Source organism: Glaesserella australis, assembly GCF_003260095.1.
Classification (GTDB): domain Bacteria; phylum Pseudomonadota; class Gammaproteobacteria; order Enterobacterales; family Pasteurellaceae; genus Glaesserella; species Glaesserella australis.
The window spans coordinates 69,267-80,841 of the sequence record NZ_PTPX01000010.1 but is presented as its reverse complement, the minus strand read 5'-3'; the positions used below and the strand labels follow the sequence as shown (position 1 = coordinate 80,841).

The following is an 11,575-nucleotide window of genomic DNA, read 5'->3' as shown; positions in this document are numbered from 1 at the left end:
ATTTCAAAAAGTAGGCTTAAAGCCTTGTACTATAAGGCTTTAAGCTACTTTTTAGCAACAATTTTGTCTATTATGCCTATTTATTCTTACGGAGAAATAGTATAAAACTCCGTAAGAAATTATGATACTTAATTAACCTAGGGCGGGTACTCCTAGGGTTGAGTCACTCCATTCACTCACCACCTTCACTTTAGCAAGGCTTTGTTGGAATGTAGTGTTATGGTTGAGTTCCCATAAATCTACATTATTTTGCAAATTCAGCCAAAATTCAGGGGTTGTGCTAAAGGCTTTAGCGAGTTTAAACGCCATTTCTAGCGTAATGCGTGTGCTGTTATTGACAATCGCGCTGGCGGTATTGCGATGCACATCAAGGATTGTGGCTAAATCTGTGATTTTAAGATTTAACGGTGATAAAAATTCTTCTTGCAAAATCTCACCGACAGAAGTCGGTTTGCGTGGAGTGGTTTTCATAGTGGTCTCTTATAAATCGTAAGTGTGTGGATCTAAATACAAATTAGATAATTGATTATCTTCAAATTTAAAAATCAGCCGATATTGTTTATTAACCCGAATGGAATACACTTTATTTTCCTTTGGCTCAAGTAACTCAAGGCGATTAGCTGGCGGTGTACGTAAATCGTTAAGATTTTCCGCTGCGTTAATCATATCTAATTTACGAGCAAGTATGTTGCTTAAATTGGCTGGGATTTTGCTATGCGGTTCCGCCATATTGAAAAAAGCGGTAAAGATAGTTATCCCGAAAGTGTTCATCCGTTAGATTAAACATTCTTATTCTCTTTGATGAATATATAACAAAATAATGCACAACTCAACTGTGCATTTCGCAATAAGAGAATACTAAGATTGGTATTTGTTTATCAATCACTAAAATCTATTTTTTTCGATCTAGATCGAAAAAATCATAACCTGACCAACCGCTTGTACAATGTTAATGGCACGATCTTCGTGCCATTTTGTTTGATTAAATGCTGATAAACTCTTTTAATAACGTGCCTTCATAGATGCCGAGTTTGATTGCGATAGAGGGGATAATTGGGCTATCTAAATCATATTGGCTCGTCACAAGATCTACATTTAAATCATTCAGCAGGAGATTTTGTTTTAGTTTAGTTTGAATTTGCTCGAACAATGGGTGTTTAATTTGTAAAAGCGGTGAGTTAAGCATGATTTTTTCCGTCGAAAAAATATTCACCAAATTCATCAGCATATAAGCGAGATTGTCTGAAATATGCGCTAAGATTCGCATCGCATTTGGGTTGTTTTGCTCAACTTGTTGACAAAAATAGGCGATTTTATCTTGATTGTGTTCACATTCATTTGGCAAATAGCGATCAATTAATTTACTTAATGCCGGAAACGTCACTTGATTAGCAAGCTGATAACGCTCTAACTCGTTGATATCTTGTGCAATTTCATCACTTAATGCACTAAATTTTGGCATGATCATTTTATCTACGCTCATGCGTTTATGTTCGTCCTGATGCAGCAGTGAACCTTTCAATAAAACACTGAGATTTACCGTGTCATCAAGCTGTAAGAAAATAACATTGTCATTGCTAATTAAACTGCCAAGCGCGGATTCAGCCAAAAACCAAAGCTGGAAATGCTCATTGAGTAAGATAGGTTGTGAAAAATGGGTAGCCAGATTTTCTACAATAGCACACTGAACTGTCTGATGACCTAATTGTGTAATTATCCGTCGGGTTGGATCAATTTTACCTAATACGCTGATAGAGATGGCAAATAAATTCTTCTGTTCAATATCAATTTGATCTGAAAAATGTTGTACACTACTTAGGATATAACTATCTAATTTTGAGTATTCTTCTTGAGTAATGGCATAGTCACATTGTTGAATTAATTTTCCACTAAGATCGCATAAATAAATTGACAATTTAGTCGTTGAAATAGTTAAGCAAAGGTAATGCCAATAAAAAGGCGATACGGCAAGCCCAACGGCTGGTCTTCCCCGAGAAGGCAGATTTTGTGAAGTTCTTTCTAAGATAAATTTATTATCAATCAATGTTTTCGTTAGCACAGTCATAGACGCAGGTGCAAAACCAGACAGTTTTGCAAGATCTGTGCGAGAAATAAGTTCAAACTGCTCAATTAAGCGATAAACTGTACCTAAATGTTGGTATTTATAATCATAAGACGTGACTTTCATGCCTAATTCCTTAGTATCTTTTTTTACTCCATAAGATAATTTATTAATTTTGCAGCCTTTATATATAAAATAGCAAACTATTTCATTCAATTATGAGAATGAGCTCACAAAATTATTTTATTTTTTGAAGAAAATGCATGTAAATCGCTCAACCCTGATGTTTAAGGTGAATTTTTTTATGAACAAACAGATAAATTACTGTTGGATTAATGGTAACGAACAATTGGCAGAAGTCTGCCAACAAGCTGCTCAACAACCTGTTGTGGCGTTAGATACGGAATTTATAAGAACTAGAACCTATTATCCTAAATTGGGTTTGATTCAACTTTTTGATGGGCAAAATATTTGCTTAATCGACCCGCTTGTCATCACGGATTTTTCGCCTTTTATTGATTTATTAGCAAATAGAAATGTGATCAAAGTGCTACATGCCTGCAGTGAAGATTTGGAAGTCTTTCAACATTACTTTAAGCAACTTCCACAGCCGATGGTTGATACACAAATTATGGCGGGATTTATTGGGCTAGGGCAGTCCGTTGGTTTTGCCAAATTGGTTTTACATTATCTCTCACTTGGGCTTGATAAAGGCGCATCTCGTACAGATTGGTTGGCTCGTCCGTTAAGTGAAATTCAATGTCAATATGCGGCGGCGGATGTGTATTATTTATTGCCAATTTACCATGCGTTATCACAAGATCTTGCTAAAACACGCTGGCAATCTGCGGTGCAAGAAGAGTGCGAAACGCTGTTAGCGAAGCGACAAATAGCGATAAATCCAGCACAAGCTTATAAAGATGTGATGAACGCTTGGCAACTTACGCCACAACAGCTTGCCGTATTACAGCTGTTGGCTAAATGGCGTATTGAAGAAGCAGAGAAACGAGATTTGGCGTTAAATTTCATTATAAAAGAACAACATTTATGGCAAATCGCCAAGCAACAGCCTAAACATACTTCCACATTACTGGAATTTATGCACCCAAATGAAGTACGTATTCATGGTAAGAAGTTATTGTGGCTCGTTGAACAGGGCAGAGCGGTATTGCCTGAAAACTATCCTTCGCCAATTTCTCGCATTGTAGATGAACCAGGGTATAAACAGACATTAAAACAGTTACAAACTAAACTCGCTGAAATTCAGCCATCAGATTTAGCCGTAGAGTTATTAGCAAGTAAACGGCAATTAAATCAACTGTTTAAATGGTATAGAAAAGGGCAGAATGCCACACAATTACCTGAATTATTAGTCGGTTGGCGTAAGCCTTTTGGTGAATCCTTGTTATCTTGTCTATAAAAACGTGACATTGTCTCGAATTAAGGTGCTTTTAAAGCACCTTTTTTATTGCCTGAAATTCAGCAAATCAAACTTTATTATCACTAAAGAATCATTGTTAAGTTTTACTTAAAAATAAAATATCTTATTTATCAAATGGTTATAGAAAATTAAACCAATTTGCAAAATTTCTAGCAAAACTGACCGCTTGTGATACGAGAGAAAAGATTTCTGTTTAAATCACATTTCTATTACAATTCCAACCATTCCCTTTATTATTTTTGAATAGGAAAACGTATGAAAAAAACGGTGATTGCAACCTGGTTAACACTGGCGTTGAATATGGCTTTTGCTAACGAACCTGCAAAAGTTGAAGCAGAAAAAACCGCTCAACCAGCGCCAAAAGTTGAAGAAGTTAAAGCGGTGGTAACAGAAGAAGCGGGATTTAAAGCGTCTGTCTTGATCTCAAACCTAAATAATCCTTGGGATATGGTTTGGGGGGCGGATGGCAATATTTGGGTCACTGAACGACAAGGAAAGCAGATTTCGATTGTTAATCCAAATACCGCTGAACATAAAGTGCTTTATACCTTTGAAAATGCCTTTGCAACACCGCCACATCAGGGTGTATTGGGATTAGCGTTACATCCTAACTTTTTGAAAAACAGCAAAGAAGATTTTGTTTACACCTACTATACCTATTCTTCTACAAATGGTGATAAATCAGATTTTGGGCGTATTGTGCGTTTAACTTACGATCCACAAACGCAAAAATTAAGTGATGAAACGATTATTTTAGATAAATTACCCGCAGGCGATGACCACAATGCAGGGCGTTTAATCTTTGGGAAAGATGGAAAACTGTATCTCACCTTAGGCGATAACGGTTATAACCAATTTGCGAACAGCTGTAAGGAAATCCGTGCGCAGAATATTCCAACAGTAGAAGACGTTGCTAAGGGTAATTATGAAGATTACCGTGGCAAAGTGTTACGTATTAACGCAGACGGTTCCATTCCTGAAGATAATCCACGTATTCAAAATATTAAAAGCCATGTCTATGCCTATGGATTCCGTAATCCACAAGGTTTAGTCTTTGTTGGAAATAAATTATTTAACGTTGATCAAGGGCCTGGAACAGATGATGAAGTTAATGCTGTTGAAGCAGGTGGAAACTATGGCTGGCCTTATGTTGCAGGCTATCAAGACAATCAAGCTTATAGCTATGTAAATTATTCAAAAGTAGAAAACTGTGAAAAAGCGCCAATGTATGATGGTACAACGGTAGATAAAAGCGTGACAGTGGAACGCTTAAAAGAGACAGATGCGCCTTTTGACAACATGAAAGAACCGTTAAAAACCTTCTTTACAGTGCCAAATAACTATAATTTTAATGATCCTAAATGTAATGGTGACTATATTTGTTGGCCAACGGTGGCTACAACAAGCATTGCATATTATCCAAAAGAGGGAAAAATTAAGAGTTTCCAAAATGCGTTATTAGTAACTGGTGTTAAGACGGGAACCTTATATCGTATGCCTTTAGATGCCAATGCACAGCAAGTACAAGGTGAAGTCATTAGCCATTTCCGCACAGATAACCGTTACCGTATGGTTTTAGTAAGTCCTGATACAAGTAAAATTTATGTCTCAACCGATAATGCAGGTTACATTATGGGGAAAGACAGTAAACCAACCAAAGAAATGGCAAACCAAGGTGCAATTTTGGTCTTTGAAGCAAAGTAAAGGCGATTTATTTTAAGATAAATTTCCTTTGTTAAATTTCGCATAATGCTTTACAGGTTATGTTACAATTCGAGTGCAGTATAATAGGGCTTGTCCCACTGCACGAGAATTTACACATAACCTGTTGTTATGCGAAATTATGGCTAATATCACCTTATCTCATCTTACACCAAAGCATTTTTATGAAACGGTCAAACTACTTAAAACGACCGAACACCGCATTTATATAGGTGTTAATTCCATTGAAGTCCGTTTTAAACTTGATAACAATGAAAGTAAAACCGACACAGACAAGCGTTTTGACCAATTAGAGCATTTTATGCTGTTTTTGCAGGAACTTGTTAATTCTAATGTACCAATAGATCTTGATGAATTTGTAAAAACTTACAGTAAAAGCCCAAGACGTGGGTATTTTAGGGGGCGGTGATATGACCTTTTAGGGGGGGAATAAGGGTTGTTAGGGCAGTGGACTACCCTATAATAGTCCACTCTTGTGTCAAAATGACACATTTTAGATTAAAAATTATTCACTTACTCTAATGTCTGAAGTTTTTCACTTTGGCTCATCAATATCCAGACTTTAATAAGTTTTCTGATTGACTCTTGATCATCTTGTGGAAGCTCTTTTAAAGCCTTTTCTAAGTAAGAAAAGCTATCTGTTTTTTCACCATAAATAATTTCTTCTATGGAAACTCCTAGATTAGATGCGATTGATACTATCGTATTTATTTGAGGGTTATTTTGTTCCCCATTTTCTAATCTTGAAATTTGAGCTTTAGATACGCCACTCATATCAGCAAGTTCTTGCTGACTGATACCTGCCGTTTTACGAATGCGTTTAATATTGTCGCCTAAATGATTCATACAAGCACCAAATGTAAATTTTATGTGTATTTTACATCAAATAGTTGCATATATGATTTTATAGTTGTATATTTGAGTTATATAAATTACCTATATGATTTATTATGATTGACTTCTTGAAACTTTCTATCCCTTTCAAAGCAGAGCATATCATCGTCTGTAAGGACGGTGAGACCTCGTTTTTGAAAGAGACTTTGATAGAAATTGCAAGAAGAACAGGAATAAAACTGAAATCATCAAATGTGACTTTTGAAATAGACGGTGATCTTGATGTTCAGGAGCTATCTCACCCTTATGAATCTATTCCTAGCCATTTTTCTTCATTGGCTATGAAAATCTTTAATGGTAGTGACAGAATGAAAACACCGCCTTATGTTGAGTTGAAAGCAAGCCCTGCAAAATTATTGCAAGGACACAATGTTTTCGGCTCAACTGACCTAGAAATCTGTGCTTTTGTAATGTTGAGTTCATTCATCAAAGCAATGCCAGAGCTTTATGAAATGGTTGATATAGAACAAACGTCAGTTGATTGGATTGATGTAACTTTTTCAGCTCATATTGATTCAGAATCTATCCAAAAACAACTTATCTCTTTTTTCCAAAATATCCATTTAGGACAAACACGTCGCACAAGACATAACAAAGAATATGACACAACGGCTGAATGGAATTCAGGTTCAGAACACCGTATTTTAAAAGTTTATCTAAAAGGTAATGAAGTTCAAAAAAGACTACAAGAAGCCCAGCACGACTTCAAAAAATCACCAAGTAAAAAGTATCTGCAAAACTCAATTCAAGTATTAAGTAATCCAAATCTCATTGAATTTTCAAAAAAATGTGTTCGTTTTGAAGCAAGATTAAAACAACGTTATTTAGATAAACATCAAATCCCACGCAATTTATTTGACTTAATTAACTATCAGAGAGATTACGAAGAGCAGGGTAGAAGCCTGATTAAAGACCTATGGCAAGATGCATTCAAAGACATTATTAAGGCTGTCGGGGAAAGCAATATGAATATTTACAACAGAGATCAAATTCAGCGTTTATTACGGAAAAATTATTTTTCAATCACTCCAAAAGGAAATGTTAGCTATGCAAAAGCTGATCGTTTATTCAGTTTTTATAAAAATTTACTTACGGATGGCTATAGAGAAACATCAAACTGTATGGATCGTAAGACATTTTGGAGATATGAAAAGGATCTTATGGCTGTAGGTTTAACTAAAGCCCAACTACAAAATCTAAAAGCTCACGAACGGCATAACATCATTCCTTTGATGAAACTTGTTGAAATAGACTTTAGCTGTCAAAGACCTGACTGGTATACAGAACCGACTTTAGATGATTTTGAATTATTAGCCGCATAGATTTTTAACCCAACCAAAAGGAAAACATTATGAGTAATCAAGACATTAAACAGTATCTTTTGAAAGTTCAAATTTTCCCTACATCTCGAATTGATGAACGTTCAGGCAAAAGTGAAAAAACGGGTAAAGATTGGTTTATCCGAACTCAAGAAGCTTATATTGATTTAGGCGGTCAATTTCCAGTGCAGTTTAAAGTGCCATTAGCTAAAGATCAAATTCCTTATGGTGCAGGTAGCTATTATGTACATCCAAAATCATTTAAAACAAGCGGATACTTTGATTTGCAAGTTGGCGATGTAATTTTAGTTCCTGCTGAAGATAAGTAATTTTAGATAAGGATATTTTCCTTTAAAATCAAATGGTTACAAACATTAAAATGAAAATATCCTTATAAATCAATTAGTTATATTCTATTTTGTTCGCATAACGTAGATTATGTTAAATAATAAAAATGAAAGTAGAAAATTTCAGATTTTTTATCAGTTTTTTGCTCTGCTTTCATTTTATAGGAATTTATTTTCAAGCATAAAAAGCGTATTATAACCACGTCTCGTGTTTGAAAAAGCACGTTCATTTTTTATTATTCACACATAGGTGTTTCGACAATGTCAAAAAATATTCTTATTCTTAACTGTGGTAGCTCATCGTTAAAATTCGCTATCCTTGATCCTGTTTCTGGTGATGAAAAATTATCAGGTTTGGCGGAAAACTTTAACCTTGCTGACGCTCGCATTAAATGGAAATTAAATGGTGAAAAAGGTGCTGCAGATTTAGGGGCAGGTGCGGCTCACAGTGAAGCGCTTAACTACATCGTAAAAAATATTTTAAGTGCAGAATTAAAAGACAGTATCGGTGCTATCGGCCATCGTATCGTTCACGGTGGTGAAAAATATACTTCATCTATCGTTATCACCCCTGAAGTTGTTGAAGGTATCAAAGAAGCTGCGGCGTTTGCACCACTTCACAACCCTGCTCACTTAATCGGTATTGAAGAAGCATTCAAAGCCTTCCCAGAGTTAAAAGAGAAAAACGTGGCAGTATTTGACACTGCATTCCACCAAACAATGCCAGAACACGCTTATCTCTATGCTCTACCATATTCTTTATACAAAGAACACGGCGTGCGTCGCTATGGTTTCCACGGTACAAGCCACTACTATGTCAGCCGTGAAGCAGCAAAAGTGGTTGGCGTTGAGCCGTCAAAAGTAAACGTGATTACCTGCCATTTAGGTAATGGTGCTTCTGTAGCAGCAATTCGTAACGGTGAATGTATTGACACTTCAATGGGCTTTACCCCATTAGAAGGTTTGGTAATGGGAACCCGTTCAGGCGATTTAGACCCTGCAATCATCTTCTTTATGCACAATACTTTAGGTATGTCAGTGAAAGAGATCGAAGATACCCTTGTGAAAAAATCAGGTTTATTAGGTTTAACTGAAGTCACCAGCGACTGTCGTTATGCGGAAGATAACTACGCAACTCACGCAGATGCAAAACGTGCAATGGACGGTTTCTGCTACCGTTTAGCGAAATACATCGGTGCTTATATGGCAGTGTTAGGCGATGATCACCTAGACGCAATCGTGTTTACTGGCGGTATCGGTGAGAACGCAGGCCCTGTGCGTGAATTAACCTTAAACTACTTGAAACTGTTCGGTATCAAAGTTGATAGCGAGAAAAACAATGCGGCACGTTTCGGCAAATCAGGTGAAATCACCACGGCTGACTCTGCATTCCGTGCCTTTGTTATTCCAACTAACGAAGAACTTGTTATCGCACAAGATACAGCACGCCTAGCGTTATAATACCTAAAACCTGCCAATCGGCAGGTTTTTTACTTTTATATCACATAGAGCGGTAAGGTTTTGAGCAAGTTTTGCAAAAAATTTGATTAATCTACCCGCTTGTAAATAGGAAAAGAACAATGTCTAGAACAATTATTTTAATCCCAATCAGCACGGGTGTTGGTTTAACCAGTGTAAGTCTTGGTTTAGTCCATTCTCTTGAACAAAAAGGGGCGAAAGTAGGCTTCTTGAAACCGATTGCACAGCCGATCAGTGGTGAAGATACTTTAGATCGCTCAACTACCATTATCCGCCTTTCTCAAAGTACCGAAACTGGTACACCCTTTATGCTAAGTGAAGCGGAAACCTTAATTGCGAAAAACCAAACGGACGTATTACTTGAAAAAGTAGTGGAACGTCATCAAAAATTAGCGAAAACCAGCGATATTATTGTGATCGAAGGTTTAATCCCAACGCGCAAAAATTCTTATGCGAACAGCATTAACTACGAAATTGCCCAAGCATTAGACGCAGAAATCGTGTTAGTGGCAGCACCAGCGGCAGATAAACCAGCTCAATTAAAAGAGCGTATCGACGCAGCGGCATCACTTTTCGGCGGTCGCCATAACCCTAACCTACTCGGTGTTGTGATCAATAAATTTAATGCACCTGTGGACGAATCAGGTCGCACACGTCCAGATTTAACCGAAATTTTCGACTCTTTCCAGCACAGTAGCAACAATATGCTTGAAATGGAAAACCTGTTTAAAACAGGTCCAATTAAATTGTTGGCTTGTATTGCGTGGAAATCTGACTTAATCGCAACCCGTGCGATTGACTTAGTAAAACACTTAGGTGCGTCGATTATCAATGAAGGTGAAGTTCACAAACGCCGTATTCGTAGTGTTACCTTCTGTGCAAGAAGTTTGCCACATATGGTAGATCACTTTAAAGCCGGTAGTTTGTTAGTCGCTTCAGCAGATCGTCCTGATGTGATCGTAGCTGCTTCTCTTGCTGCAATGAATGGTGTTGAAATCGGGGCATTACTCTTAACAGGTGGCTACAAAATTGATACTCAAATTGCGAAACTTTGCCAACAAGCCTTTGAAACAGGTTTACCAATTTTCCGCATTGAAGGCAACACTTGGCAAACAGCATTAAGCTTACAAAGTTTCAGTCTTGAAGTGCCTGTTGATGATAAAGAACGTATTGATGCAATCAAACAGTATGTATCGGAACAATTCGATGCAGGCTTTATTGATGGTATTTCAAAAGGGGCTGTTCGTGCACGCCGTCTCTCCCCTGCTGCATTCCGTTATCAATTAACTGAACTTGCTCGTGAAGCGAAAAAACGTATCGTCTTGCCAGAAGGTGATGAACCTCGTACTGTTAAAGCTGCAGCATTGTGTGCAGAACGTGGCATTGCAGAATGTGTGTTATTAGCACCACCAGCAGATGTTCAACGTGTAGCTGAAGCACAAGGGGTCGTTTTAGGCAAAGGCATTACTATTATTGATCCTGCGGAAGTGCGTGAGAACTATGTGGCTCGTTTAGTGGAATTGCGTAAAAACAAAGGTATGACTGAAGTTGTAGCTCGTGAACAGCTTTTAGACACTGTTGTACTTGGTACAATGATGTTAGAAGCCAACGAAGTGGACGGCTTAGTGTCAGGTGCGGTTCACACCACAGCGAACACCATTCGCCCACCGATGCAAATCATCAAAACAGCACCGGGTAACTCGATTATTTCTTCTGTATTCTTTATGTTGTTACCAGACCAAGTGCTTGTGTATGGTGACTGTGCGGTAAACCCAGATCCAACGGCAGAACAGTTAGCTGAAATTGCTATTCAATCTGCTGAATCAGCGAAATCATTCGGTATCGACCCGCGTGTTGCGATGATTTCTTACTCAACAGGTACATCAGGTGCAGGTGCAGACGTGGAAAAAGTGGCAGAAGCAACTCGCATTGCCAAAGAAAAACGTCCAGATCTTATCATTGACGGCCCATTACAATACGATGCGGCAATTATGGAAGATGTGGCTCGCTCTAAAGCACCAAACTCCCCTGTTGCAGGTAAAGCGACCGTATTCGTCTTCCCAGACTTGAACACGGGTAACACCACCTACAAAGCGGTACAACGTTCAGCGGATCTCGTGTCTATCGGTCCAATGCTACAAGGTATGCGTAAACCAGTAAACGACTTATCTCGTGGTGCCTTAGTTGATGATATCGTCTATACGATTGCATTAACGGCAATTCAGGCGACACAGTAGTTTGCGTTAGTAATGTTTACCATTGCTTATTTTGTGCAACGGCTTGTTAAATAGCTCAACGCTTATTGAGTTTA

At 37.6% G+C, this 11,575-nt stretch carries 10 protein-coding genes and 1 pseudogene; 7 read left to right on the top strand and 4 right to left on the bottom strand.

Annotated features, from left to right (window positions below; translation table 11 throughout):
* Positions 1-132 precede the first annotated feature (132 nt).
* The 3 genes and pseudogenes from C5N92_RS05240 to C5N92_RS05230 all read right to left on the bottom strand — a co-directional run bounded on the left by C5N92_RS05240 (position 133) and on the right by C5N92_RS05230 (position 2,188).
* The gene (locus C5N92_RS05240) at positions 133-471 is read right to left on the bottom strand and encodes a HigA family addiction module antitoxin (protein ID WP_111749806.1); all 339 of its coding nucleotides are present in this window, start codon (positions 469-471) and stop codon (positions 133-135) included.
* 9 nt (positions 472-480) lie between these two features.
* Positions 481-787: pseudogene (locus C5N92_RS05235) on the bottom strand (type II toxin-antitoxin system RelE/ParE family toxin).
* Between the two features lie 195 nt (positions 788-982).
* Positions 983-2,188, bottom strand: a complete 1,206-nt coding sequence (locus tag C5N92_RS05230) for an ROK family protein (protein ID WP_111749805.1) — start codon at positions 2,186-2,188, stop codon at positions 983-985.
* A gap of 178 nt (positions 2,189-2,366) precedes the next feature.
* Here C5N92_RS05230 and rnd point away from each other — a divergent pair, with 178 nt between their 5' ends.
* The 3 genes from rnd to C5N92_RS05215 all read left to right on the top strand — a co-directional run bounded on the left by rnd (position 2,367) and on the right by C5N92_RS05215 (position 5,634).
* Positions 2,367-3,482, top strand: coding sequence for a ribonuclease D (gene rnd, locus C5N92_RS05225; RefSeq protein WP_111749804.1), 1,116 nt, complete (start codon positions 2,367-2,369; stop codon positions 3,480-3,482).
* 276 nt (positions 3,483-3,758) lie between these two features.
* Positions 3,759-5,207, top strand: a complete 1,449-nt coding sequence (locus C5N92_RS05220; protein WP_111749803.1) for a glucose/sorbosone family PQQ-dependent dehydrogenase — start codon at positions 3,759-3,761, stop codon at positions 5,205-5,207.
* Positions 5,208-5,346: 139 nt separating this feature from the next.
* Positions 5,347-5,634 carry a hypothetical protein gene (locus C5N92_RS05215; protein ID WP_111749802.1) on the top strand — a complete coding sequence of 96 codons (288 nt, stop codon included), beginning with the start codon at positions 5,347-5,349 and terminating at the stop codon, positions 5,632-5,634.
* 104 nt (positions 5,635-5,738) lie between these two features.
* On the opposite strand, the gene C5N92_RS05210 is transcribed toward C5N92_RS05215, so the two are convergent.
* Positions 5,739-6,071 carry a helix-turn-helix domain-containing protein gene (locus C5N92_RS05210; RefSeq protein ID WP_005821729.1) on the bottom strand — a complete coding sequence of 111 codons (333 nt, stop codon included), beginning with the start codon at positions 6,069-6,071 and terminating at the stop codon, positions 5,739-5,741.
* A 104-nt stretch (positions 6,072-6,175) separates the two neighbouring features.
* Here C5N92_RS05210 and C5N92_RS05205 point away from each other — a divergent pair, with 104 nt between their 5' ends.
* The 4 genes from C5N92_RS05205 to pta all read left to right on the top strand — a co-directional run bounded on the left by C5N92_RS05205 (position 6,176) and on the right by pta (position 11,501).
* Complete coding sequence (locus tag C5N92_RS05205) at positions 6,176-7,441, top strand: phage/plasmid replication protein, II/X family (protein WP_021118165.1); 1,266 nt, start codon at positions 6,176-6,178, stop codon at positions 7,439-7,441.
* 29 nt (positions 7,442-7,470) lie between these two features.
* On the top strand, positions 7,471-7,767 hold the full coding sequence (locus C5N92_RS05200) for a single-stranded DNA-binding protein (protein ID WP_005821707.1): 297 nt from the start codon (positions 7,471-7,473) through the stop codon (positions 7,765-7,767).
* A 279-nt stretch (positions 7,768-8,046) separates the two neighbouring features.
* Positions 8,047-9,246 carry an acetate kinase gene (locus C5N92_RS05195; protein ID WP_111749801.1) on the top strand — a complete coding sequence of 400 codons (1,200 nt, stop codon included), beginning with the start codon at positions 8,047-8,049 and terminating at the stop codon, positions 9,244-9,246.
* Between the two features lie 119 nt (positions 9,247-9,365).
* Positions 9,366-11,501, top strand: a complete 2,136-nt coding sequence (gene pta / locus C5N92_RS05190; RefSeq protein ID WP_111749800.1) for a phosphate acetyltransferase — start codon at positions 9,366-9,368, stop codon at positions 11,499-11,501.
* Positions 11,502-11,575: the final 74 nt, after the last annotated feature.